Source organism: Vibrio sp. ABG19 (assembly GCF_029962385.1).
In the GTDB taxonomy this organism is placed as follows: Bacteria; Pseudomonadota; Gammaproteobacteria; order Enterobacterales; family Vibrionaceae; genus Vibrio; species Vibrio ostreae.
Genome location: NZ_CP071708.1, coordinates 3,004,450 through 3,030,204 on the forward strand (window position 1 = coordinate 3,004,450; position 25,755 = coordinate 3,030,204).

The following is a 25,755-nucleotide window of genomic DNA, read 5'->3' on the forward strand; positions in this document are numbered from 1 at the left end:
TTATTAGTCAGGCCTGTATTGAGCCGTTGTGGATTTCTATTTAACTTTATTTCTCCGGGCTTCCCCGCAGTGACCGCTTGAGATGTTTAGCCCTGCGAAGATTGATCGGAAAACAGCTGATCCAGCTTGTCTTCGTAATCATGGTAATTCAGATAGCCATACAGCTCTTTACGGGTCTGCATCTTATCGAGCAATGATTCCTGATTGCCGTGTTCGAGCAGATGGCTGTACACCATTTCAGCCGCCTTGTTCATGGCACGGAACGCACTGAGCGGATAGAGCACCATGTCGACATTAGACGCGTCCAGTTGCTCACAACTGTAAAGCGGGGTTTGGCCGAACTCGGTAATATTGGCCAGAATCGGCACTTTTTTACCGGTTGCTGCGTGCAGCGCGGTTGAAAACTGTTCGTACTGCTTCAGCTCGGTCATCGCCTCGGGGAAAATCATATCTGCGCCTGCCTGCACATAGGCAATCGCGCGTTCTATCGCGCTATCCATACCTTCCACGGCCAGCGCATCGGTACGGGCCATAATGACAAACTCGGGATTATCACGCGCATCGACTGCTGCTTTAATTCGATCAACCATCTCCTGCTGACTGACAATCGCTTTGTTAGGACGATGGCCGCAGCGCTTCTGCGCCACCTGATCTTCCATATGCACCGCAGCAGCGCCGGCTTTTTCCATTGCTTTGATGGTGCGGGCGATATTGAACGCGCCGCCAAAACCGGTATCGATGTCGACTAACAGCGGTAAATCACAGGCATTGGTGATGCGCTCAACATCCACCAGCACATCGTTAAGCGTCGTGATCCCGAGATCAGGCAGACCGTATGACGCATTGGCAATACCGCCACCGGACAGGTAAATCGCCTGATGACCCAGTTTTTTTGCCATCATGGCGCAGTATGGGTTAATCGTGCCGACAATCTGTAGCGGATGGTTGGTTTGAATGGCGAGCCTGAACTTCGCACCCGGACTTAAGCTCATGGGATTCTCCTTAATTTTGGGCTTCGTTTTGAATCTGTTTTTCAATCAGGCGCCGGCTACCGGAAATGTGGCGGCGCATCAGCATTTCTGCCAGCTCCTCATCGCGGTTGCGAATCGCCTGCAGAATAAATTTGTGTTCTTCCAGTGCTTCCACCGGACGGGAATGGGAACGAGGAGACTGGTAACGGTACATGCGCAGCAAGTGATACAACTCATCACACAGCAGCGCGATCAACTGGGAGTTACGGCTGGCTTTGATAATGCGGTAATGGAAGTCGAAATCGCCCTGCTGGTGAAAGTAAGATGCACCGTCGACCTGATCGATATGTTCGGAATGTGTCGACAACACCGTTTCCAGCCCGGCCAGTTCGATTTCGGTGATATTACGGGCCGCCAGACGCGCCGCCATGCCTTCTAGCGCTTCACGCACTGCGTACAGCTCGAGCAGTTTGTCAGTCGAAAACTGAATCACGCGAGCTCCAACGTGCGGAATGCGTTCGATCAGTCCGAGCCCTTCCACACGCATCAGCGCTTCACGCAGCGGGCCGCGGCTGACCTGAAAGCGCTTGGCCAGTTCAGGCTCAGAAATCTTACTGCCCGGTGCCATCTTGCCTTCTACGATTGCCTCAATCAGAAACTCGGTCAGACTCTCTGATTTGGTGTGTTCTTTTTCACCGTTTACGCGTTTGCTTAATTCGCTGCTCATCATCTCATCTTCTTTACGGGGCGTGGTTAGACAAACCCACACCAAAGGTATGAGATTAAGATAGACGATCAGATTGTCGACAATCAAGCAAATTACCGACAATTTAGACTAAGGTATTACGCAGTGAGATACAGCGTAGGCAATGACACACTAAAGTGTAAAGAAGGATTGATATTTCTTGGGTGTTAATGCAATTCTGCTTTTAAAGCTACGCTGAAAATGGGCTTGATCAGCAAAGCCCAATGCCAGCGAGGTGTCGACAATTGGCGTCCCCTGCTTCAACATCTGCTTGGCACGCTTGATACGTTCATCCATCAGATAAGCATGTGGAGACAAGCCAAACCATTGCTTAAAACTGCGAATCAGATGGTAGCGGCTTACGCCCACTTCCTGAGCCAGCACTTCCAGACCAACCGATCTGTCAATTTCATCAAACAATTTCTCTCTGGCGCGCAGCAAATAGTGCGGAACAGTTTTGCTGGCACGAGGCGTTGTGTGGCGTTGCGCGTGACCGTAGAGTTGCTCAAGCAGTTCATAAAGCAGGGTCTCAGCTGACAGTGAAGACGAATCGTTGAGTAAGGCGTCAAACAGCGCCTCAAATTGAGTACGAAAGCGCTGGCCGCGTTCAAAATCAGCCACAAACGCGTAGTAATCCAGAGTATCGCGCCCGAGCACTTCATGCTGCATCTTTCCTAACCACAAGGTATCGACAAACAGCATCCGATACGACCACTGTCCCTGATGAGGATTACAGGCATGGATATCGGCCGGATTGATGGTCACCAGATCACCACGACCTATCGGATGATGACGCGTGCGATTGTCATAACGAGCACTGCCCGCATCAATAATCCCAAAGGAGAATTCATCGTGGGAATGCTTGTGATAACAGACTTCAGAGCGGGTTGCGATGCGCGCTTCAATCTGCGGCAACTGCGTCGGACGCATGATATTTAAGTGAGTGCTCTTGACCATTTAGTTTACCATCCAAATCATGAAAACCGACACGGCGAGCATTGCTGCCAGCGTCACCTGAAACAGGCGTTGACGCTGCCGTGAGTTGAGCCAGTGAACCAGCGACTGTCCCAATAGAGCCCATATTCCGACACCGGTAAAGCAGACCACCAGAGCAATCAGACAAAACCAGCCAAGCGCATGGGTCAGATTGGTCTGATTAAGTACATATAAACTAACCCCTGAACTGGCAAATATCCAAGCCTTAGGATTGAACAATTGTACCAGCGCTCCCTGACTTAACAGGCCTGCGGATGACACTTCAACCGATTGCTGCAGATCCAGCCCGGGAAGTAACAGAATCCGCACCGCAAGATACAGCAGGTACGCACTGCCAATCCAGCGCATCACAGGCACGACCACCGGCACCTGCGCACTCATTCCACTGAGCGTCATTCCACAAATCATGACCACCAATACAAAGGCCAGCGATGCCCCGAGAACCTGGATACTGGCTTTGCGCCAGCCATAACGGGCACCGGCATAGGTGGCCATCACATTCACCGGGCCCGGTGAAATGGAACCAACGAATGCGAACAGCGCCATGGCGCCGAGAACAGAATACATAAATATTTGCCTTAAACGAATCACTTAGGATTCAGATTAACCTTCTGTGACTCGCGATTATTGAACAAAAGTGCGCATGGCGGAGGATCAGGCCAAAAGACTCCCCGCCGTGAACTTTATGAACAAAACCGTTTTTATGGCCAATAATATTTTTATCACCGTTTTAAAGACAAGGTATTAACACTTTTGTAACCTCTGTTCACACGGTAGCAAACACCTGATCTGCTAACCCTCTGTCCTGCTAAACCAATTGCCAGCTGTGCATTATCGGCTGGCACAGATAAATAAACATAACGATAAGTGTCATTTGACCCGAATGATGCGCCCACATAAGGAACGTGAACATGTTTAAGCATTTCAAACCGACCCTGGCAGCTTCTCTGCTGGCTGCCGCTTGCTCTTACTCTGCTTTTGCTGCTGATCTGGAAAAAATCCACTTCCTGATCCCGGGTGGTGCTGGTGGTGGCTGGGATATGACCGCGCGCGGAACCGGTGACGTACTGATGAAAACGCAACTGATCGACAATGTCTCTTATCAAAACCTTTCCGGCGGTGGCGGTGGTAAAGCCATTGCACACCTTATTGAGACGGCCGATCGTCAGGAAGATACCCTGATGGTGAATTCAACCCCAATCGTTGTGCGCTCACTGTCGGGCATTTTCCCGCAATCGTTCCGCGATCTGACCCCTGTCGCAGCCACCGTGTCTGACTACGGCGCACTGGTGGTGGCCGGTGATTCAAAATACGACAACTGGCAACAAGTGGTTGATGAATTCAAGCAGAATCCGCGCAAAGTGAAAATCGCCGGCGGTTCTGCGCGCGGCAGTATGGACCACCTGGTCGCTGCGGCCGCATTTAAAGGTCAGGGCTTGGATCCGAAAGAAGTTCGTTACATCGCTTACGATGCAGGCGGTAAAGCGATGGCAGCCCTGCTGTCCGGCGAAACTCAGGTGCTGTCTACTGGCCTGGGCGAAGTACTGGAGATGTCTAAAACCGGTCAGGTGAAGATCCTCGCCATTACAGCGCCGAAACGTCTCGATGTCGCACCGGATATTCCGACCCTGACTGAATATGACAACCCGACCGTATTTGCTAACTGGCGTGGTTTCTTTGCCGCTCCTGGCGTGAGTCAGGAAAAGATCGACGAGTGGAACGTTGCGCTGAAGAAAATGTTTGAAACAGACGAATGGAAAGTGGTGCGTGACCGCAACGGCTGGATCGACAGCTACAAGGCAGACAAAGAGTTTTACGCCTTCCTGGAAGATCAGGAAAAGCAGATGGGCGATTTGATGCGTGAGCTGGGCTTTCTTAAATAACCTGACTGATTAACGTTTCCAGAAACAGGGATGGGCTGATACCAATCTCCCGTCCCACACTTTCGCCGCAGACAAGCCTACTATGACTCCTTTGTTTATGGGTTTGATTTGACTAGCAGCAGATCATTCCTGATTTGAGTTTATCTTGTTGTTAACTCTTGCTTGTCTGCGGCCTTTTCTTTACCGCAATCCTGTTGCCATGGAGTTGGATATGTCGGACCTGCCAACCAAAATTTTCAGCAAGGAAAACTTGTTGTGCCGTGATCGCGTCGGCGCGATGATTTTTCTGGTGCTTAGCCTGTGTTACGGCTATCAAACCACAAACATTCCTATGTTTCCCGGCGATGAATACGAACCGTTCACCGCCCGGACTTTACCTATCCTGCTGACTTATGCCGGAGTCGCGCTCTCTTTGCTGCTGCTTGTCATGGGTCAACCGGATAAAAAGAGCGGCGCTGTGCTGAGCTTCAACTGGAAACTGCTGATTGGCTTTCTGGTGCTGATGGCGCTGTACGGTGTCGGCCTGACCTACCTTGGCTTCGTACTGGCAACCGGTTTTTTCCTGCTGGCGGGCTTTTACATTCTGGGTGAACGCCGCAAAGCGGTGCTGCTTGGCGCTTCGTTCCCGTTTGTCATCGCTTTCTATTTACTGCTGACCAAGGGACTGGATGTGTATCTGGAACCGGGTCTGATTTTCACACTTTGGTAGGAACGGATTATGTTAGACGGAATTTTTCAGGGCCTGACCACAGCGGTCATGCCATTTAACCTGCTGATGGTGATTGTCGGCTGTTTTGTCGGTACCTTCATCGGCATGCTGCCTGGTCTGGGCCCGATTTCAGCCATTGCGCTGATGATCCCCATCACTTACGGCCTGGAACCTTCTTCCGGCCTGATTTTGATGGCCGGAGTTTACTACGGCGCCATTTTCGGTGGATCAACCTCCTCCATTTTGATCAATGCCCCTGGTTGTTCATCCACGGTTGTCACCGCTTTTGATGGCTATCCGATGGCGCAGAAAGGCCAGGCGGGCAAAGCCCTTGCACTGGCGGCCTACGCATCATTTACCGGCGGGACGATTTCCGCTGTCATGCTGCTGGTTGCCGCTCCGGCGCTGGCCCAGGTATCACTCAGCTTCCAGTCGGCGGACTATTTCGCGCTGATGCTGCTTGGCCTGTCTGCCGTGGCCGCATTTGCCGGTAAAGGTCAGGTAATTAAAGCCTGGATGATGACGATTCTTGGCCTGATGCTGTCAACAGTCGGCATTGATAAAGGTGTAGGCGTCGAGCGTTTTACCTTTGGCCTGACCGACCTGATGGACGGCTTCAGCTTCCTGCTGCTGGCGATGGCGACGTTCGCACTGGGTGAAACCCTGATGGGCATTCTTAAGCCTGATGCAGATACCCGTGATGAGGAAAACAGCAAGCTGAGCAATATCGGCAGTATGAAACTGACCAGAGAAGAAGTGCGCGAGGCCGCTCCGGTCACCATTCGCTCCTCTATCCTTGGTTTCTTTACCGGCGTTCTGCCAGGTGCCGGAGCGACGATCGCCGCGTTCCTGAGTTACGGTATGGAGCGTAACCTGGCTCCGAAAGCGAAACGTGAAGAGTTTGGTCACGGCTCACTGCGCGGTCTGGTGGCTCCTGAGTCTGCTAACAACGCAGCCTCAAGCGGCTCTTTTGTACCACTGCTGACGCTGGGTATCCCTGGCTCAGGTACGACGGCTATCATGCTCGGTGCGCTGCTGGCTTATGGTATTCAGCCGGGCCCGCGCCTGTTTGTTGACCATCCGGATGTGTTCTGGTCTGTGATCATCTCAATGTACGTGGGCAATATCGTGCTGCTGATCCTCAACCTGCCGCTGATCCCGTATATTTCGAAACTGCTCGCGGTGCCAAGAACCGTGCTGCTGCCGATGATTCTGTTCTTCTCTATCACCGGTGTGTATCTGGTGTCATTTAACACCATGGATGTCTTCATCATGCTACTGGTGGCAATGGGCGCGATCGCGCTGCGCCTGGCAAACTTCCCGCTGGCTCCGCTGCTGCTGGGCTTTATTCTCGGCGGTCTGATGGAAGAGAACCTGCGCCGTGCGCTGATGATTTCTGATGGCGAACTGACCTTCCTGTGGGAACGCCCGATTACTCTGGTCTTTACCGTTCTGTCGGTACTGATCCTGACCAGCCCGATCATCGTCGCCGCGCTGAATAAACTGCGTGGTCCTAACGTGGCAGACAGCCAGAGCAATAAAGTCGAACAATAACCGTCTCAGCGAGTATTCCAAGCCCGGACGCAACTCCGGGCTTATTGTTTTACCACCCTTTTGTTTGAAAATTGTTCACTCGGCAGCGCACTCTCATCAGCCAGGATGGCATGAATAAGCCGCTACGTAGCGCTTTTAAGCTACAACATAGCGTTTTTAAGCCATAAGATAGTACTTTTAAGCCACAATAAAGTACTTTTAAGCCACAATAGAGCACTTTGAGGCAGGTTGCCTGTGATTCAAGGGCGTCACTTTCAAATATTTTTTGAAAGTGCTTTAAGTCGCGCCCTCTTTCTCTCCTTACATCAAACCGTTATCGTAGCGCTAAATTCGTTGTTCACCAGGAAAATAAACATGAACATTGCAACTCACGCTAAGCAACGCTATTCAACCAAAGCCTTTGATGCGACCCGTCGTATCAGTGATGAACACGTAGAAGCGATCAAAGAGCTGATCCGCTTCAGCCCGTCCAGTGTTAACTCACAGCCATGGCACTTCATCCTGGCCAGTACTGACGAAGGCAAGCAACGTATCGCTAAAGCGACTCAGGGCCTTTATGCGTTCAACGAAGGTAAAGTTCTGAATGCATCACATGTTCTGGTGATGTGTGCCAAAACCAGCATTGACGAGCAATACCTTGAGCAGTTGATGGAACTGGAAGATGAGGCAGGCCGTTTCCCGACCGAAGAAGCTAAACAAGGCGGACACAAAGGCCGTACCTTCTTCGTTAACATGCACCGTTTTGATCTGAAAGATGCGCAGCACTGGATGGAAAAACAGGTTTATCTGAATGCCGGTACTGTACTGCTGGGTGTCTCTTCTATGGGTATCGATGCCGTGCCTATCGAAGGCTTTGATCCTAAAGTTCTGGATGCAGAATTTGGTCTGCGTGAGCAAGGTTACACCAGTCTGGTGATCATTCCGCTTGGTTACCGCAGTGAAGATGACTTTAACGCCAAACTGCCGAAAGCACGCTGGCCAGAAGCCGACATCATCCGCGAGTACTGATATGAGCCAGGTCAAACTGTTGGCGGAAATTACCGCCAAAGCCGGCAAAGAAGCGGAATTGGCTCAGGCGTTGCAGGCTCTGGTTGAGCCTTCTCGCCAGGACGAAGGCTGTGTGCAGTACAACCTCTATCAGGATGACGCGCAAAGCGGGTTATTCGTGATGGACGAAATCTGGGCCAGCCGTGAAGCGTTGCAACTGCATGAGCAGACCGAACACTTCCAGGCGTTTGTACATCAAACCCAGCAAGACGGGTTACTGGAATCGCTTAACCTGCGCTTTCTGACCGCTCTGGCCTGACAACGCCTGCGTTAAGTACACGGCTTGATGCCTGTCGACCTGCTGAAAAAACCAGGCGCCGTTTCTCTGTGAGGGAGACGGCGCTTTTCTATAGCTGCGAAATGCTTTCCAATATTCACGAAGTATGGTGAGATAAACTGTCCTTATTGGTTACAGAACCTCATGAAAGCATTAAACGATCTTAATATCTTTGTCGAAACCGCTCGTCAAAGCAGCTTCTCACAAGCAGCGCATAGCCTGGATTTGACTCCGGCTGCGGTCAGCGCTGCCATCAAACGCCTAGAATCCCAGCTCGGGTTTGCACTGTTTGTCCGCTCGACCCGCAGCCTGCGTCTGACCAACGAGGGCGATATTCTGTTGCAAAAGACTCAGTCTGCACTGAGTACCATTCAGGAAGGGTTGGATCAGATTGCGCAAAGCCAGGGCGAAATTTCCGGTACGCTCAATCTGTCCGCGCCGTCGGATTTCGGCCGTAATCAGTTGCTGAGTTGGCTGGATGAATTTATGGAGTTGCATCCTAACCTGTCGATCAACCTCGATTTATCGGATGGCATCACCAATCTGTATCACCGCCCGATCGATCTGGCGATTCGCTACGGCACACCACCGGATTCCAACTTCGTTGCCTTACCTATCTGCCGCCATAATACCCGAGTGATCTGCGCCAGTCCTGAGTATGTTCAAAACAAACCGGCCATCGTCAAGCCAAGTGATCTGCTCGCTCACCAGTGCCTCTGTTTTATGCTGTCAGATACTTACCACAACCGCTGGACCTTCTGGAGAGACGGCAATCCGGAAACCGTGGTGGTAAAAAGCAGACTCAGTGCTAACGATGGTGATGTAGTGCATCGCTGGGCCGTCAACGGACGAGGCGTGGCCTACAAATCGCTGCTCGATATTAGTCAGGACATTATTGACGGCCGTCTGCTACCGCTGTTATCCGAATGGCAATCGGAACCCTGCCCGGTCTATCTGGTGTGTGCCGACAAACGTTTACTCAATCACTCCACCCGTGCGCTGCATCAGTTCTTGCAAAGCAAATGCGAACAACGTATGCGCCAGGTGAAAGACATCATGTCACAACGCTCCAGCCTCGCCATGTGAATCATCGCTGATACGCGATGATAGTGAGGCAGTCTGAAATAGTGAGGCAGTCTGAATGCGACGCTGTGCACAGCGTTGCATGACGAACATGGCGCACCATTACTGTGCAAGTTACAATCAAATTCCACTCATAAATCAGCGAGTAACGTTGTCAAACGAGCCAATACCTGGCGCTTTCTTACTGTTTATTCAACAAATTGGCGTTGTCGCCAGCAGATAAATCGCTCTGGATCGGGTATTCGCTGCGCAACAATTGCGGCATAATCCTCGCGTTAGCTTTAATAATCATTGGGTTGGCTTTTACAATAATAACGGTGCCTATGTTACTGAATAAATCTCCGGTTGTGCTTGCTGTCGGCTGCCTGCTTTGTGCCATGATCACAATCCAGTCCGGTGCATCCATCGCCAAACAATTTTTTCCTGTGGTTGGTGTCGGCGGTACCGTCGCGCTGCGCATCGGCTTGTCCGCCCTGCTGCTGGTGTTGATTTTCCGTCCGTGGCGACTGCGGCTGAGCCGCAGCCAATGGCGGGCTATGGCGGTGTATGGCTTTGCGCTTGGCGGCATGCAGATGACCTTCTATTTCGCGCTGGAACGCATTCCGCTCGGCATTGGTGTTGCACTGGAGTTTACCGGCCCCCTGATGCTGGCGTTACTCTCTTCGCGGCGTAAACGGGATTTTGTCTGGGTCGCGCTGGCGGTTGCTGGGCTGGCCTTATTGTTACCGGACATGTCCGGTGTCGATGCGCTTGACCCAATAGGAGTTGCGCTGGCACTGGCGGCAGGCGGTTGCTGGGCAGCCTATATCTGGTTTGGACAGCGGGCCGGCTCGGTTGGCAGCGGCGGTGCCACCGTGGCGCTTGGCCTGTGTATCGCCACTGTGATCTATTTCCCGCTTGGGGCTAATTTAGCGGAAGGTCCGCTGTTTACCTGGTCGATTGTGCCAATGGCACTGACCATTGCCATTTTGTCCAGTGCACTACCATACAGCCTGGAAATGATGGCGTTGAGCCGTCTGTCGACTCAACATTTCAGTGTCATGATGAGCCTGGAGCCGGCGATTGCCGCCATGGCGGGACTGGCTATTCTGGGTGAAACGCTCGACCTGTCGCAATGGGGAGCCATACTGCTTATCATCAGTGCCTCTATTGGCAGTACACTGGCCGCCAGCCGCAGCCGGGTGGTAGTCATACAGGATTGATCCGACAGCGGCCTGCGACGCTCCGAATACAAAAAAACCGGCCATGACGCCGGTTTATTATTTACTCTTGTTGTTTAAGAAAAGTAATAGCACTAAGTTGCGCGATTATTCGTGCTGACCCAGTTTGACTGTACCATTGGTATTGAACCACAACGCTTGCTGACGGCGACGCCCGAGCAGAATCGGGCCGTCATCGTAAAACAGGAAGTTTTTCCAGTGGCGTTTGAATACCGACCACTTGGTCTCGATGACGTTGTATTTCTCATAGCAGAAGTAGACCGTCACATCATCCTGCCAGTCGATATGCTCCAGGATCGCCTCAGGCAGAGCTTCATCATCACTCTCCCACTCTGCCATCCACTCCACTTCATGCAGCCAGCTGTTGGTTTTGCTCGGCCAGTCCTGCGAGCTGAAACGCTCGGCATCAGGGCTTTGCGCACTGAGGTTCTCTTTCCAGAACTGAGCCGCGCGCATTTGAGACATAGGTTTGATCTGTTCCAGATCCTCTGCCGGAACCGGCATAGACTGGTGCGTGAAAATCCATTTTCTTTGGTACTGTTCCAAAGGCAAATACGACATGCAATGTCCTTCAGGCTTTAAGCCAACCTTGTTGGGTGGCGTGTTCAATCATTTGCTGTGCGTAATCCCACAGCGCATGTGAACCGTCATCAATGCGGCGGTTCACGGTCAGGGCTTGTTGGCGGGTAACGCCATGTTCTAACCAGCTTTGACCCTGGTTATGATAATTCAGCAACATCGGGATCAGACGATCCAATGCTTTGGCAAACTGTGCATCAGCGCTTTGCGCCGCTTCGAATTCACGCCACAGGGCAAACAGTTCTTCACCCTGCTCTTGCGGCAGTATACCGAACAGACGCTCAGCCGCGGCCAGCTCTTTTTCTTCTTGCTGCGCGCTGGCGACACTGTCATAGACAAAGGTGTCACCGGCATCAATTTCGACCATGTCATGCATCAGCAGCATTTTGAGTACCCGGCCGATATCGACCGGCTGGTTGGCATGCTCTTCCATCAGCAAAGCCATCATCGCCACATGCCAGCTGTGTTCAGCACTGTTCTCGGCCCGCCCCTGCGCACTTTTGACCCGAGTACGGCGTAACACGCTTTTCAGGCGATCCAGCTCCAGCACCAACGCCAGTTGCTGCTGCATTCTTGTCTGCTTATCGGTTGCAGAGTGGGCCGTTTCAGGCTGATTCGGAGTGGTATCGGGCTCTATGGGCATTGTCATTTCTCATCTCAATTACTGTTTGCAAGGCCGTTCAACCGGCGCCTCAACCCCAGTTCAACGCCCGGCTACATCTTCCAGTGCGGGTGGCGCAGCGAAGTCAGATTATGATCTTCCCACTTACCGTCAATCAACAGGTAATCTTTCGCATGCCCTTCCGGTTCGAAACCCAGACCGAGCAGTACCGCTTCACTGCGCTTATTCCGCGGCATATACGCCGCCATAATGCGGTGCATATTTTGTACGCGAAACATGTAATCACAGGCCATTTTGAGTGCTCGTGACATGATATAGCGTCCCTGAGCCTGCTCGGCCAGAGAATAACCGACATTACAGGCATAAAACGGAAAACGCGAAATGTTGCTGAACGAGATGGTCCCTAACATGGCGTGAGTTTTCACATCAATGATCAGCAGATAGTAGCCGAGCGCCATTTTGTGCAGTTCATGCAGTTTGATCAAGCGCTGCTGCCAGCCAAATTCAGTGAAAAACTCACTCTCGCGCAATGGTTCCCAAGGCTTCAGGAACGCCCGGTTGGCGATGAAATAGTCCGAGATTAATTTCGCATCGTCAGGTTCTGCCGTGCGAAGCAGGATCTCACCATCCGTTTCATAGACATGGCTGGCGGTACTGTAACTTTCCATTAGCGCTTCCTGATGCCGTAATCGCGCAGCTTGTTTGCGATCGACGTATGTGAAACGTTGAGTCGTTTAGCCAGTTTACGACTCGACGGGAACGACTGATACAGACGATCCAGTACCTGAGCTTCGTACTCTTTCATGATGTCATCCAGCGCACCGTCCAGGTTGACATTCGCTATACCCGAGGAGACGGTTTCCAACTGTGGCAGATGGAAATATTCGACACCCAGTTTGTCATCCGGCATTTCGGTCAGGGCACGCAGCACCATGTTGTCCAGCTGACGCATGTTACCCGGCCACTGATATTGGGCCAGTTGATCGAGCAATCCCTCTTCCAGTTTCGGTTTCAGCATGCCCATTTTGTGGCAATGCTTAGCAACGAAAAGCTCCAGCAGCGGTTGTACATCGCTCGGACGTTCTCGCAGCGGCGGAATACGCAGAGTCAGCACGTTGAGGCGGTAAAACAGATCTTCACGAAACTTACCCGATTCGGCCAGCTCAGCCAGATTGTGGCGGGTCGAGGCCAGCACACGCACATCGACATGCACTTCATGCTCTTCACCGACCCGGCGGAAAGTGCCGTCCTGCAAAAAACGCAATAGTTTGATCTGTAGGTGTGGGCTCATTTCGCCAATTTCGTCCAGGAATACCGTGCCGCCGTTTGCCTGTTCGAAAATACCTTTATGACCCTGCTGATGGTTAAACGACCCCGGAGCGTGTCCGAATAGTTCGGTTTCGGCCACATCATCCGGCATGGATGCACAGCTCAACACCAGAAAAGGCGCATCCGAACGATTAGAACGATTGTGACAGGCACGGGCCAGCATCTCTTTACCGGTACCGGTTTCGCCTTCAATCAGCAGTGGCTGATCGAGCATCGCGAGTTTTTTCGCCTGATTGATCAGCGTCTTATGGCGGTTAGACACACCAACAAAGTGTTCAAATCCGAGGTTATTGTGCAGCGGCAGCTTATCGTCAGCGACCACGTTGGCGTTGGCTGAACGAATGATCATCATGGAGCTCGCCAGGGTGGACTCTTTCGACTCACCGGTAATGTAAACCGGCATCAGATCCATCACATAATCGAGACCATCCAGTACCACTTCTTCACGTACCCGTGACTTGCTACCTTCCACCCAACGTGAAAAATTAAACGCCGGCAGCAGTGTCGAGACATGCGCACCGATCATCTCTTGTTCATCTTTATGGAACAGTGACTGGGCAGAGTGGTTCGCCATATCGACTGAGCCTTTCAGATCAATCGCCAGTACCGCGTCAGGCAGGTTGTTGAGCAGGGAAATCAATTCCGTATTGTGACGCTCAATCGGCATAAACTGAATTTTTCGCACGTCCCTGACACCGGGAATCCGACGAATTTCGGCCATCAATTCACTGAAGGTTTCAAAATCGATGTCCGGGCAGTTGAGGTAAATAATACCAATCACATCGATTTCAATGCCGCGCAAATCAATATTTTTGGATGCGAGAATATCGAGCAGTTCCCGGGTCAACCCGAGTCTGTCTTCACAAGAGACTTCAAGACGCACTGAATTTATTCCTAATCAGAAAGTGTCACGAAAAGTTGACAGTAGTTTCTATCAAGGCCCGAATGGCGTCAAGCAATCTCTTGTTTCAACGGCTACTTTCCGCTATTTGACCGTAAGCGCCGTGACTTTCGCCACGATTTGTTTACGGATTGCACCTAATTTGACCGCGCGATCTTTATGCCACGGTAACGGGCGCAGTAAAGACATCGCCTTCAGCCCCAGGCGTGCGGTGAGGATACCGATACCCAGCCCTTGTCCAGCGCGGGCCGACACTTTACCGGCCAGATCCATGGTGAGCAGATCCATACTGGCATCCACCGCCAGCTCACTGGCACCGGCTGCTGCCATATTAACCAGCACCGCTTTAAACAGCTTAAGGCGTGACCAGTAACCCAGCTCAACACCGTACAATTCGGCCAGTTGATCGATCATTTTAAAATTGCGCCAGGCGACCAACAACATGTCCGCAACGGCTAACGGGCTAATAGCTACCAGCGCCGCGGACTCTGTGGCGTATTGCGACACCAGCTTAGTCGCCTTTTTATCTTGTTCACTGACTACCATGGCATCGTACATATCCAGCACTTCGGCGTCGCTGTGGCTATTATCCAGCGAATTCTGCCAGCGCTGAAATGGCGCACTCTGCGGCTGAATACCACCCTGTTGCGCTAGATCGCGGCAAAATGCTTCGCCCTGGCCCACCGCATTATTGGCAATCAGACTCTCGGCCTGCTCCTGAACTGAAAAGTGGTGACGGAGCTGACGCAGCTTCCACAGCTCTTTCCCAATCGCACCGATACCCAAACCGGCCAGAACCGAAACAAAGCCGCTCCAGCCCAGGCTGAGCCAATCGGCCGTTTGCACAGAGGTGACCACGCTATCGATGGCCTGCCAGCCGACCAGGCCGGAAAACGCACCCAGCATAGTGACAGTAAACCATTTACGCCCGCGCTTAGGGCGAATAACCTGCTCAAGTTCGGCTTCCGCTGGTGTCTCTTGCGGCTCCGCGACACTGGGAACGAATTTATCCTGCTCAGCAAACTGCTGCTGGGTATTGAGTTCAATGTGCGTTTCTTCACTGCTCAGTGGCTGCTCAAAAACCTGACGAGTTTTGTATTCGCTCATTTCAGTTTGTCTCCAATCAGTGTATCCAGCGCTTTATCCAGACGAATATGTTTCAGCGGCTCATCCTGATGACCTGACATCGGGCGGAACGCGGTAAAATCGAACGACCGATTGTGCCAGAAGTCGGCGTTAGGCAGACGTTTTGGCACCTCACCGGGATAAACTGTCATGTTGTCGCCTTGCAGAGTCGTGCCCTGGATGGCAGACACTCTGCCCTGACCGGTTTCAATATGGCCCGACTGGGTCGCTCTCACCGATGCCATACTCAGACAGCTCATCTCTATATTTTCATACGCGGTATGCTGCCAGGCCGGATGAATCATCTGTTGCAACAAGGCCACCATATTCGGATGCTGATCGGGCGTGACGTGATCGGCTTTGGTCGCCGCAAACAACACCTTATCAATTTTGGGTGCAAACAGACGACTGAGCATGCCGCTGCGGCCATAACGGAAGCTCTGCATGATCTGCTCAAGCGCATCGCGCATATCCATAAAAGATTCATGCCCTTCATTGAGCGGTGATAAACAGTCGACCAGCACAATCTGGCGGTCAAACGTTGCGAAGTGATGTTTGTAAAACGCCTTAACCACCTTGTTCTGATACTCTTCGTAACGCTGCTTCAGCAGCGCCAGCATCGAATGTTTGCCGTTTTTGTGCTGTAACGTATCCGGGCGACACGGGAAAAACTGCAACACCGGCGCACCGGCCAGCTCTCCAGGCAGAACAAAACGCCCCGGCTGCACCCAGTGCAGTCCCGCTTCTTTACAACGGTGCAGATAATCAGTGTACAGCGCCGCAATTTCAGCCAAGTTTTTTTCATTGGCCTCTTGCTGCAAATCCAGCTGATCCAGTTGTGTTAACCACTCTTGTGCCAGCTCAGCCCGCTTGCCATGCAGAGCATTAAACTGCTGCGCAGACCAGGTTTCAAAGTCGAGTTGCAGCAACGGTAAATCCAGCAACCACTCGCCCGGATAATCAATCACGTCGAGGTACAGGGTCGAGGTTTTACTGATCAGCTTGCGGGTGCGGCTGTGAGTTTTATATTTAATTGCCAGGCGAATTTCACTCACATCCCGGGTCGGAACCGGCCAGTGTGGCGGGTTGGCATGTAACTGACTCATGGCTTCATCGTAGCCAAAGCTTGGCACCATCAGATTACTTTGCGGAACCCGCTTTGCGCCAATGATACGTTTATCACGCGCCGCCGCGAGCAGTGGCAGATTGTCATGCGTTGAGGTATGCACCAGTTGATTAACCAGAGAACTGATAAAGGCGGTTTTCCCGGCGCGCGACAACCCGGTCACCGCCAGACGAACATGAGAGTCCAGGCCGCGATGGATTAAATCAGTCATTTCTTGGCTAATACGCTTCATTCATCGTCTCCGTAATTATTTAAACGCTCCGTTATCATTTGGATGCCATGTCAGGCAATGCCCTACGTTGCTTAACGCCCCCAAGCCTACCTTACCTAATCTTAATACGAGATGAATAAAAAAGCCCCTGAATAAAATCAGAGGCTTAGGATTTAAATATTGCAGCTTGTCGGCGGACAACCACACCAGAGCACAGGCGGCGTTTAATCGTCTTCGATCAGCTTGTAAACCACAAACAGGGCAATTTCTAACAATACAAACAGCACACATGTTGTGGTGACATATTTATTATCGAAAATACTGATACCGTGCAAAATCAGGTCATAGCCAATAAGGGCACCGACAACAACCGCAATAACGATTTGCAGGATTTGAATAAAGCGAGGCATTCTGCACTCCTGACGTTTCAACTATTTAGAGGATTATTATAAACACAAAAAGGCGCAGCTTACGCTGCACCTTCGTCATTTTTGCGCGAACAATGTCGCGCCTGGAACATTTGTGAAAAAAATTACTTCGCCGCTTCGGCAATTTTCACTTTCCAGGTATCCGGACCCACCTGGTGCGCGTTGACACCCTGCGAGTCAACCGCAACCGTCACCGGCATATCTTCGACTTCAAATTCGTAGATCGCTTCCATGCCCAAGTCTTCAAACGCGACGACGCGAGCTTTCTTGATCGCTTTTGAAACCAGGTAAGCAGCGCCGCCGACAGCCATCAGATAAACCGCTTTGTGATTCTTAATCGACTCAACGGTTGCCGGACCACGTTCCGCTTTACCAATCATGCCCATAATGCCGGTCTTCTCCAGCATCATGTCGGTAAACTTGTCCATACGGGTTGACGTGGTCGGGCCTGCAGGGCCAACCACTTCGTCACCGACCGCATCAACCGGGCCGACGTAGTAGATAAACTTACCATTCAGATCCACGCCTTCTGGCAGGCCTTCGCCGTTATCGAGCATCGTTTGAATACGTTTGTGTGCAGCATCACGTCCGGTCAGGATTTTGCCTGACAGCAGAACCGTTTCACCGGTTTTCCACTCTTGCACTTCTTCTTTAGTAACGGTGTCCAGGTTAACACGGCGTGTGTTGGCCCCCGCTTCCCAGGTGATTTGCGGCCAGTCTTCCAGTTTTGGTGGCTGCAGATCCGCCGGACCAGAACCATCCAACGTGAAGTGCACGTGGCGCGTCGCCGCACAGTTCGGGATCAGGCACACTGGCTTAGAAGCAGCGTGGGTTGGCGCCGTTTTGATTTTGACATCAACCACAGTGGTCAGGCCGCCCAGGCCCTGGGCACCGATACCCAGTTTGTTAACGCGATTAAAGATATCCAGACGCAGCTCTTCTTCCGCGTTTTGCGGACCGCGCTCGATCAGCTCCTGAATATCAATGTGTTCCATCAACGATTCTTTTGCCAGTACCGCTGCTTTCTCTGCCGTACCGCCGATCCCAATACCCAGCATACCCGGTGGACACCAGCCGGCACCCATGGTCGGCAAAGTTTTCTCTACCCACTCAGCAATGTCATCGGATGGGTTGAGCATGACCATCTTGGTTTTGTTTTCACTGCCGCCGCCCTTCGCGGCGATCTGGATTTCAACCGTATTGCCCGGCACCATGTTGATGTGCACAACAGCCGGGGTGTTGTCTTTGGTGTTGATACGTTTGCCGGCAGGATCCATCAGCACAGAGGCGCGCAGCGGGTTATCCGGGTTGGTGTAGGCCTGACGCACACCCTCATCAACCATCTGCTGAACCGTCATATCGTGCGAATCCCACTGCACCGCCATACCGATATTGACGAAACAGGTCACGATACCCGTGTCCTGACAGATTGGACGGTGGCCTTCTGCCGACATTCTTGAGTTAATCAGAATCTGAGCAATCGCGTCTTTCGCCGCTTGGCTCTCTTCACGATGGTAAGCTTGTTCCAGGGCTTGAACAAAATCTAAAGGGTGGTAGTAAGAAATGTACTGGAGTGCATCAGCCACACTGCTGATGACGTCCTGCTTGCGTATAACCGTCATTGCATGCCTCGTTATCGTTATGTTACTTCCAAAACAGAGACTTGATCGGCACACAGAGGAACGCAGTAAAGCCAGATAGCGAAATTCGACTGAACGTTCGCCGCCTGCAACCGTCAAGTCGCTGCTTATTATTGAAGTTTTATCGTGGCGAATATGATACTCTCGCTTTCCTCAACACGCTATGCAGTGATCAGTCCCTTTGTCACAATTTACACAAATGAATAACAACGAACTTACTCACATTCAGTCCAAGCCGCTTACTTATTACCCGGAACTCGCCAATCAGCTGTTTGCCAAGGTTGAGCACCAACCCTGGGCGATGATGCTTCGCTCTGCTTCCGAGCAGCATATCGACAGCCGTTTCGATATCGTAGTGATGAACCCTGTCGTGACGCTGACCACAGCCGATGAGCAGACACGCATTAGTGAGCCAAGTGGCGAGACCATGTCACAGGAAGATCCGTTCCATTTGCTGGCACAATTACAAAGTCGCTACCTGCCGCAGCTGCAATACCCGCACGATTTACCGTTTGTCGGTGGCGCGGTCGGCTATTTTGCCTATGACCTTGGCCGTCGGGTCGAGCGTTTACCGAGCATTGCCGAAAAAGATCTGACCGCACCGGACATGGCGGTCGGCCTTTACCAATGGGCAGTGGTGGTGGATCATCAAACCCAAACCGCTTGTGTGGTTGGCCAGAATATTGAACAGGCTGACCCCCTTCTCGCGCAGCATGCCGCAGAGAGCCAGGCACCGTTTGCTCTGACGACCCCATGGCAGTCGAACATGACGCGGGAAAGCTACCGCACTAAATTTAACCAGGTGCAGGAATACCTGCGCTCAGGTGACTGTTACCAGATTAACCTGACCCAGCGTTTTCAGGCCGGTTATCAAGGCAGCGAATGGCTCGCTTATCTCAAGCTGGAACGCTTTAACCTGGCCCCCTTCTCTGCGTTTATCCGCACCGAAGAGTGTGCCATCCTGAGTGTTTCTCCGGAGCGTTTCCTGCAGGTCAAAGAGCGGGAAATCGAAACCAAGCCGATTAAAGGTACCCGCCCTCGCAGTGAAGATCCGCAACAAGACGCTGCCTTTGCCGATGAGCTGGCCAATGCCGAAAAAGATCAGGCCGAAAACCTGATGATTGTTGATCTGCTGCGTAACGATATTGGCCGGGTGGCGAAGCCGGGCACAGTACACGTTCCGAAATTATTCGAGATTGAAAGTTTCCCCGCCGTTCACCACCTGGTGAGCACGATTCGCGCTCAACTCGATGACCAATATGAATGTGCGGACCTGCTGCGCGCCAGTTTCCCGGGCGGGTCGATTACCGGCGCACCTAAAGTGCGTGCGATGGAGATCATTGAAGAGCTGGAACCGCATCGCCGCAGCGCATATTGTGGTTCCATCGGTTACATCAGCCGCCACGGTCGTATGGATACCAGTATCACCATCCGTACATTGATCGCGCAAAACCAGCAGTTGTATGCCTGGGCCGGTGGCGGCCTGGTTGCAGACAGCGAATGGAGCGCCGAATATCAGGAAACACTCGATAAGCTAAGCCGTATTTTACCGGTCCTTGCCGACTGAGTCGCACCGTAAAAAGACGCGCCACAAGCGCGTTTTTTTACTTTAACGCCACTGTGTGCTCAGACATTGGCAACCTGAATTGGTAAGGTGAGAAAGAATTCACTCCCTACCCCTTCCTCACTGGACATATCCAGCTCTCCGCCCAGCAATTGCGCAAGTTGCTTGCACACCGGCAAAGCGAGTCCGGCTCCTTGCCTGTTTTGCGCTGTGTTGTGATTGACCGCGCTGTAGGGATCAAATAATGCTGCATACGCTGAAAGCGGGATACCAATACCGCTGTCTCTGACCCGCAGCAATAATTGATCGTGACGCCAGCGGGCGGAAACCATCACCTCACCCTGATCCGTAAACTTAATCGCATTGTCCACCAAATGATGCAGTATCTGCTCAATCTGCTCTTTTGACCCGACCCAACGTTTGGGCAATTCGTCACAACTGTCGATAGTGAAAGTCAGTCCTTTATCCTTAGCCCGTTGCCCGAACTCTGCTACAAGGTAGGATTCAACCTCCTGCCAGCTAAATGGAGTCAGTGACAACTGAATGCTCCCCGACTGCAGCTGGTTGAACTCGTACAAATCTTTCATGATGGCCTGCATCCGGTCACCGCACCGTTGCAATGCCGTCAAATGCTCCAGCTGCTCTTTATTGAGTTTACTGGCCATCAGTTTATCCGAATGTTGCATTAATTCATTGAGCGAGCCGTGCAGCGTTTGTTCGATCATGGCCACAAATTGCGTGGTGGCCTTCTCCGACACTTCCGCGCGTTTACGTGACGACTGCTGGCGCTGCATGATCGACTGACGATGTAACGCACTACAAAGCAGTTCTGCCACCAGCGACAACTGCTTGACGACAAACTCGCGCTCAACCCGCTCATCTTCCATCTCAAACACTAAATAACCTGACTTAAGACGGTCAACCACCAGCGGCAGACACAGGTAATCTTGCTGCCAGTGCGGCACATCGACAAAAGGCTTTACCTCAGCAAGCGCGGGATTGCCGAGCTGTGTGCTTTCGATACCATCCAACTGACCTGCGTCTATGTGGACTAAGGCTGAGCGTATGGCTGAACTTTGCGCCAGACGTTCAATAAAGGTTGCCAGCAGTCCGCTATCCAAAGGACGTGACAGGAAAGCGCGGCCAAAATAGATTAAGGTGGCATCTATCTGCTCTTCAAACTCAAACTTTTGCAAATCCTGCAACGATTGTTTCTGCAATTGCTTCAGCGCCAGACTGAGCTGCTGGTTGACGTGATACAGCTCATAGCTTTTTTCTTCCAGCAGCTTTTCAGCTTCTTTGCGGGCAGCCTTCTCCCGGACTAGTTTGCGTTCCAGTGGCGAGTTAAAATCCATTTTCCACCTACCCAATGACTTTCTTTAACGAGATACAGCTCATGCTGCTTTTAATGACGCGGCTTATTGTTGTTAATCTTGATCACCGGTTTAGACACCCAATGAGCGAGTTTTGTCTCAGTCATCCACCATTGTGATCGTAAAGCGTACCCTGCTGTTATCTTCGTTTTGGGGCTGCATACAAATATCGACCTGCTCATTGAAATAAGCAGCGCATCCCTCAATCAAACCAAGACAAACCTGACCAAAGCAACGGGCGCTCAGGTAATCAAACGTCATGACTCCGCTCGATTGGCTGATGAACTCAAACTGGGGCGGGTTTGCATCCGGATAGAGTTTTTTCACTTCAACATGAATGTAATCTTCCACGTGACGCAAAAATGCAAAACAGCCCTGTACCGCACTCAAGTTGTCTGACGGAGGCACGGTTTGGTACAAAGAACGAAATACGCTGACACCGTATACACGCTGCAACTCATTAACATCAATGCCGGTAATCTGACTCAGTTCAACAATCAACCGCACCAGCGCCTTATGATCGTAACTGCCGACTGAGGTATAGACGCCAGAATCTGCAGATTGCTGCAACATTTTGTCAAGTACATCGAGGCCGAATTTGTCTTCCACCAACTCGAGAAACTCGGCAAAAATAATGCCTTTCATCTTATTGAACTATCCTTAAACTAGGCTCATAAAAGCATGATTATTAAAGTATAGACATATATATGAATATAGGAGACGTCGTTGTGCGCCGCATCAGCAAAACTGAACTTATTCAGGGCTTCCAGTTGAGAACGCCCGTCGGGTATCACGCTGAATCCATACATCGAGTCGCTCATTTGCGCGAGCGTTCGCTGCGCAAGGCATCGGTTCTGATTGGCTTTGTCGAACGCCCGCAAGGGCTTAGCGTCGTGCTCACCAAACGTGCCGAGCACCTGAAACATCATCCCGGGCAAATTAGTTTTCCCGGTGGTAAATATGAAGATGGCGACGGCACCCTTTACCAGACAGCCATGCGTGAGGCGCAGGAAGAAATTGGTATCGAGCAGCACCAGATCGATATTTTGGGTCAGTTGCCTGAGCTTGTTACCGTCAGTCAGTTCGCCGTCACGCCAGTGGTCGCGTTTATCGACTCAGACTACCAAACCAGAATTGACTGCAACGAAGTTGAGGAGGTGTTTGAAGTACCAGCGGATTTTTTACTCGACCAGCGCCGTTTGTTCAGTGATACCTTTCAAATTAAAAATGCCGCGCACCGTGTATTCGCCATCCCTTATAAACATCATTTTATATGGGGTGTGACAGCTCAAATCATACAATCGCTACAAAAACACATCTCTTATATTCGCTAGCCCTTATATAGAGGGGATTAACTGGTTTGAAAACGATTATTTTTTATCGAGCATTAACTCTAGATCATTAGGATAACTTTTCCTCATCATTACCTGTTTTTGGATTAGTTTTTTTAATTGCTTATGTTAATAACTTTCACAAGTGGCACGTGATTTTTGTGACTCTCCATAGGTTTTTGTTATCTCATTGCTCTGTTGGGAACATTTAATGATTTAAGTCTATTTTTTCAGAGAAAAATTCTGCAAAATTGCTCCCGACTTATTTCCTGTTCCCAAAAAATGAGTAATCCACTATGAATACAACCACAAAGGCTTCTGCTGCCACACTTTCTGCTGGCAAGTGGACCTATAAAGATTTTGTCTGGTCACTGTCATTATTTGGCACTGCGGTCGGTGCCGGCGTACTGTTTTTGCCAATCAAGGCAGGTGCAGGCGGCTTTTGGCCATTAGTAATTCTAGCCCTTATTGCTGCCCCGATGACCTGGTTTGCCCACAAGAGTCTGGCACGCTTTGTTCTTTCAGCAAAACAAGCAGATTCAGACATTACAGACACTGTTGAAGAACACTTTGGTAAAACTGGCGCTAATCTTATTACTTTCGCTTACTTTTTTGCCATTTACCCGATTGTTCTGATTTACGGCGTTGGTATTACCAATACGGTCGATTCTTTCCTGGTCAACCAGGTAGGTATGGCATCCATTCCTCGCTGGTTATTATCTGGTGCGCTGATTGCTGCGATGACCGCTGGCGTAGTGTTTGGTAAAGACCTGATGCTGAAAGCGACCTCGGCTATGGTTTACCCGCTGGTATTTATCCTGCTGGCTCTGTCTGTCTTCCTGATCCCGGAGTGGAATACTTCGATGATCGAAGTGTCTCCTGATTGGTCGTCAATGCCGACCGTCATCTGGCTGGCGATTCCTATCATTGTGTTCTCGTTTAACCACAGCCCGATTATCAGTCAGTTTGCAAAAGAGCAGCGCCAACAGTATGGCGACAATGCCGTCAATAAAACCGACATGATCACTGGCGGTGCAGCGATGATGCTGATGGGCTTTGTGATGTTCTTCGTGTTCTCGGTTGTGCTGTCTCTGTCACCGGAGCAGCTGTCGATGGCAAAAGAACAGAACATCAGCGTACTGTCTTACCTGGCTAACGTGCACGAGTCACCACTGATCTCTTACCTGGGGCCAATTGTGGCATTTGCGGCAATTACCTCAAGCTACTTCGGCCACTTCCTGGGCGCACATGAAGGTCTGGTTGGTCTGGTGAAATCACGCAGTAAAATGCCGGTTAAATCTATCGAGAAAATTTCACTATTCTTTATCATTGTGACAACATGGGTCGTCGCGATCATCAACCCAAGTATCCTTGGCATGATCGAAACTATGGGCGCTCCAATGATTGCAGCGATCCTGTTTTTGCTGCCAGTTTTTGCCATGCACAAGGTGCCAGCAATGGCGAAGTACAAGACTTCAGCAGCTGTTCAACTGTTTACAGTTTTTTGTGGTCTTGCTGCTATTAGTTCTGTAATCTACGGCGCTTTGTAATCTCAGTTACCAGCTTAGAACACAGAATATAACGATAATAAAGGCCTCCCTTATCATAAGGGGGGCTTAATTTTGAGGTAATCAATATGATTAGTGTATTTGATATCTATAAAATCGGCGTCGGTCCTTCGAGTTCGCATACCGTTGGACCTATGAAAGCAGGTAAACAATTTATTGATGATCTGGTTGCAGACGGAAAACTGCTCAGCGTCACTAAAATTACCGTCGATGTTTATGGTTCACTATCACTGACAGGGAAAGGTCACCATACAGATATCGCCATCATCATGGGCCTGGCGGGTAATTCGCCACAGTCTGTGGATATTGATGCGATCCCGGGGTTCATCGCCAATGTTGAACAGACCGAACGCCTGACTGTCGGTACGCACGATCATTCGGTTGCTTTCCCGCGCGACGGCGGAATGAATTTCCACAAAACCAACTTGTCGCTGCATGAAAATGGTATGCAGATCCATGCTTGGGTAAACGATGAAGTAGTGTATTCGAAAACTTACTACTCTATCGGTGGCGGATTTATCGTCGATGAAGAGAATTTCGGTAAAGCGGTTGAATCTCCGGTTCAGGTGCCTTACCCGTTCAACACCGCAGAACAACTGGTTGAGCAGTGCCGTGAAAGTGGACTGTCGATCAGCACGCTGGTGATGAAAAACGAAAAAGCCCTGCACTCGGATGAAGAAGTACGCGACTACTTTGCGAACATCTGGCGTACCATGACAGAATGTATGGAACGCGGCATGAGCACTGAAGGCATCCTGCCTGGCCCGCTACGCGTACCGCGCCGTGCTGCAGCGCTGCGCCAGCAACTGCTGACTTCAGAAAAGATCACCAACGATCCGATGGCTGTGGTCGACTGGGTCAACATGTACGCATTCGCGGTGAATGAAGAGAACGCAGCCGGGGGCCGTGTGGTTACCGCGCCGACCAATGGTGCTTGCGGTATCATTCCGGCGGTATTGGCATACTACGACAAATTTATCCAGACCGTGACCGAGAAAGACTACATCCGCTACTTCGCCGCTTCAGGCGCAATCGGTGGTCTTTACAAGCAGAACGCTTCTATTTCAGGTGCGGAAGTGGGTTGTCAGGGTGAAGTGGGTGTTGCCTGTTCTATGGCGGCAGCGGGCCTTGCTGAGCTGTTGGGTGGTAGCCCGGAGCAGGTGTGTATGGCGGCGGAAATCGCGATGGAGCACAACCTGGGCCTAACGTGTGACCCGGTTGCTGGTCAGGTACAGGTTCCTTGTATCGAACGCAACGGTATTGCAGCCGTCAAATCGATTAACTCGACCCGCATGGCACTACGCCGCTCTTCTGCGCCACGTGTGTCATTGGACAAAGTGATTGAGACCATGCTGGAAACCGGGAAAGACATGAACGCGAAATACCGCGAAACGTCTCAAGGTGGCTTGGCAGTTAAAGTAATTTGCTGATTTATTGAGCATTAAATTATCTCAAGCCCGCGGTCCCCGACCG

Annotated in this window: 25 protein-coding genes; 11 read left to right on the plus strand and 14 right to left on the minus strand. The window is 51.2% G+C overall.

What is annotated here, in order from left to right; translation table 11 throughout:
- Positions 1 to 86: 86 nt before the first annotated feature.
- From prpB to J0X00_RS19905, 4 genes are all read right to left on the minus strand, one after another.
- Positions 87 to 992, minus strand: a complete 906-nt coding sequence (gene prpB, locus J0X00_RS19890) for a methylisocitrate lyase (RefSeq protein WP_282477568.1) — start codon at positions 990 to 992, stop codon at positions 87 to 89.
- A 10-nt stretch (positions 993 to 1,002) separates the two neighbouring features.
- Complete coding sequence (locus J0X00_RS19895) at positions 1,003 to 1,701, minus strand: GntR family transcriptional regulator (RefSeq protein ID WP_218563059.1); 699 nt, start codon at positions 1,699 to 1,701, stop codon at positions 1,003 to 1,005.
- 147 nt (positions 1,702 to 1,848) lie between these two features.
- Complete coding sequence (locus tag J0X00_RS19900; RefSeq protein WP_282477569.1) at positions 1,849 to 2,673, minus strand: AraC family transcriptional regulator; 825 nt, start codon at positions 2,671 to 2,673, stop codon at positions 1,849 to 1,851.
- A complete protein-coding gene (locus J0X00_RS19905; RefSeq protein ID WP_136484938.1) occupies positions 2,674 to 3,279 on the minus strand; it encodes a LysE family translocator in 606 nt (201 codons plus the stop codon).
- A gap of 344 nt (positions 3,280 to 3,623) precedes the next feature.
- Between J0X00_RS19905 and J0X00_RS19910 the strand changes: the two genes are divergently transcribed.
- The 7 genes from J0X00_RS19910 to J0X00_RS19940 all read left to right on the plus strand — a co-directional run bounded on the left by J0X00_RS19910 (position 3,624) and on the right by J0X00_RS19940 (position 10,467).
- A complete protein-coding gene (locus J0X00_RS19910; RefSeq protein WP_282477570.1) occupies positions 3,624 to 4,595 on the plus strand; it encodes a tripartite tricarboxylate transporter substrate binding protein in 972 nt (323 codons plus the stop codon).
- A gap of 211 nt (positions 4,596 to 4,806) precedes the next feature.
- Positions 4,807 to 5,304: a tripartite tricarboxylate transporter TctB family protein gene (locus J0X00_RS19915; RefSeq protein ID WP_218563055.1), complete on the plus strand. Its 498-nt coding sequence runs from the start codon at positions 4,807 to 4,809 to the stop codon at positions 5,302 to 5,304.
- A gap of 9 nt (positions 5,305 to 5,313) precedes the next feature.
- A complete protein-coding gene (locus J0X00_RS19920; RefSeq protein ID WP_282477571.1) occupies positions 5,314 to 6,858 on the plus strand; it encodes a tripartite tricarboxylate transporter permease in 1,545 nt (514 codons plus the stop codon).
- A gap of 354 nt (positions 6,859 to 7,212) precedes the next feature.
- Positions 7,213 to 7,866 (plus strand): oxygen-insensitive NAD(P)H nitroreductase, encoded by a 654-nt coding sequence (gene nfsB, locus J0X00_RS19925; RefSeq protein ID WP_136484933.1) that lies wholly within the window; start codon positions 7,213 to 7,215, stop codon positions 7,864 to 7,866.
- Position 7,867: 1 nt separating this feature from the next.
- The gene (locus J0X00_RS19930) at positions 7,868 to 8,164 is read left to right on the plus strand and encodes a putative quinol monooxygenase (protein ID WP_218563053.1); all 297 of its coding nucleotides are present in this window, start codon (positions 7,868 to 7,870) and stop codon (positions 8,162 to 8,164) included.
- Positions 8,165 to 8,326: 162 nt separating this feature from the next.
- Positions 8,327 to 9,268 (plus strand): LysR family transcriptional regulator, encoded by a 942-nt coding sequence (locus J0X00_RS19935; protein WP_136484929.1) that lies wholly within the window; start codon positions 8,327 to 8,329, stop codon positions 9,266 to 9,268.
- A 320-nt stretch (positions 9,269 to 9,588) separates the two neighbouring features.
- Positions 9,589 to 10,467 carry a DMT family transporter gene (locus J0X00_RS19940; protein WP_136484927.1) on the plus strand — a complete coding sequence of 293 codons (879 nt, stop codon included), beginning with the start codon at positions 9,589 to 9,591 and terminating at the stop codon, positions 10,465 to 10,467.
- A 105-nt stretch (positions 10,468 to 10,572) separates the two neighbouring features.
- On the opposite strand, the gene J0X00_RS19945 is transcribed toward J0X00_RS19940, so the two are convergent.
- From J0X00_RS19945 to J0X00_RS19980, 8 genes are all read right to left on the minus strand, one after another.
- A complete protein-coding gene (locus J0X00_RS19945) occupies positions 10,573 to 11,046 on the minus strand; it encodes a DUF2947 domain-containing protein (protein WP_136484925.1) in 474 nt (157 codons plus the stop codon).
- 10 nt (positions 11,047 to 11,056) lie between these two features.
- Entirely contained in the window at positions 11,057 to 11,635 is a 579-nt protein-coding gene (locus J0X00_RS19950; RefSeq protein ID WP_282478331.1) for an HD domain-containing protein, read from the minus strand.
- 143 nt (positions 11,636 to 11,778) lie between these two features.
- On the minus strand, positions 11,779 to 12,354 hold the full coding sequence (gene rimJ / locus J0X00_RS19955; RefSeq protein WP_136484922.1) for a ribosomal protein S5-alanine N-acetyltransferase: 576 nt from the start codon (positions 12,352 to 12,354) through the stop codon (positions 11,779 to 11,781).
- The gene (gene tyrR, locus J0X00_RS19960; RefSeq protein WP_282477572.1) at positions 12,354 to 13,898 is read right to left on the minus strand and encodes a transcriptional regulator TyrR; all 1,545 of its coding nucleotides are present in this window, start codon (positions 13,896 to 13,898) and stop codon (positions 12,354 to 12,356) included. The genes rimJ and tyrR overlap by 1 nt, the downstream gene beginning before the upstream one ends.
- A 102-nt stretch (positions 13,899 to 14,000) precedes the next feature.
- A complete protein-coding gene (locus J0X00_RS19965; protein ID WP_282477573.1) occupies positions 14,001 to 15,023 on the minus strand; it encodes a TIGR01620 family protein in 1,023 nt (340 codons plus the stop codon).
- Positions 15,020 to 16,399 carry a YcjX family protein gene (locus J0X00_RS19970; protein WP_136484916.1) on the minus strand — a complete coding sequence of 460 codons (1,380 nt, stop codon included), beginning with the start codon at positions 16,397 to 16,399 and terminating at the stop codon, positions 15,020 to 15,022. The genes J0X00_RS19965 and J0X00_RS19970 overlap by 4 nt, the downstream gene beginning before the upstream one ends.
- Positions 16,400 to 16,602: 203 nt before the next feature.
- A complete protein-coding gene (locus tag J0X00_RS19975; protein ID WP_136484914.1) occupies positions 16,603 to 16,788 on the minus strand; it encodes a hypothetical protein in 186 nt (61 codons plus the stop codon).
- A gap of 122 nt (positions 16,789 to 16,910) precedes the next feature.
- Positions 16,911 to 18,428, minus strand: a complete 1,518-nt coding sequence (locus tag J0X00_RS19980) for a fumarate hydratase (protein ID WP_136484912.1) — start codon at positions 18,426 to 18,428, stop codon at positions 16,911 to 16,913.
- Positions 18,429 to 18,627: 199 nt separating this feature from the next.
- On the opposite strand from J0X00_RS19980, the gene pabB reads away from it, so the two are divergent.
- The gene (gene pabB / locus J0X00_RS19985; RefSeq protein ID WP_136484910.1) at positions 18,628 to 20,013 is read left to right on the plus strand and encodes an aminodeoxychorismate synthase component 1; all 1,386 of its coding nucleotides are present in this window, start codon (positions 18,628 to 18,630) and stop codon (positions 20,011 to 20,013) included.
- 59 nt (positions 20,014 to 20,072) lie between these two features.
- Here pabB and J0X00_RS19990 read toward each other — a convergent pair whose 3' ends face one another.
- Both J0X00_RS19990 and J0X00_RS19995 read right to left on the minus strand, forming a co-directional pair.
- Positions 20,073 to 21,365 carry a sensor histidine kinase gene (locus J0X00_RS19990; RefSeq protein ID WP_282477574.1) on the minus strand — a complete coding sequence of 431 codons (1,293 nt, stop codon included), beginning with the start codon at positions 21,363 to 21,365 and terminating at the stop codon, positions 20,073 to 20,075.
- Between the two features lie 117 nt (positions 21,366 to 21,482).
- On the minus strand, positions 21,483 to 22,028 hold the full coding sequence (locus J0X00_RS19995) for a heme NO-binding domain-containing protein (RefSeq protein ID WP_136484906.1): 546 nt from the start codon (positions 22,026 to 22,028) through the stop codon (positions 21,483 to 21,485).
- Positions 22,029 to 22,111: 83 nt separating this feature from the next.
- Here J0X00_RS19995 and J0X00_RS20000 point away from each other — a divergent pair, with 83 nt between their 5' ends.
- From J0X00_RS20000 to J0X00_RS20010, 3 genes are all read left to right on the plus strand, one after another.
- Positions 22,112 to 22,717 carry a CoA pyrophosphatase gene (locus J0X00_RS20000; protein ID WP_218563044.1) on the plus strand — a complete coding sequence of 202 codons (606 nt, stop codon included), beginning with the start codon at positions 22,112 to 22,114 and terminating at the stop codon, positions 22,715 to 22,717.
- A gap of 293 nt (positions 22,718 to 23,010) precedes the next feature.
- Positions 23,011 to 24,264 (plus strand): aromatic amino acid transport family protein, encoded by a 1,254-nt coding sequence (locus J0X00_RS20005; RefSeq protein ID WP_136484902.1) that lies wholly within the window; start codon positions 23,011 to 23,013, stop codon positions 24,262 to 24,264.
- Between the two features lie 86 nt (positions 24,265 to 24,350).
- Entirely contained in the window at positions 24,351 to 25,712 is a 1,362-nt protein-coding gene (locus J0X00_RS20010) for an L-serine ammonia-lyase (protein WP_282477575.1), read from the plus strand.
- Positions 25,713 to 25,755: the final 43 nt, after the last annotated feature.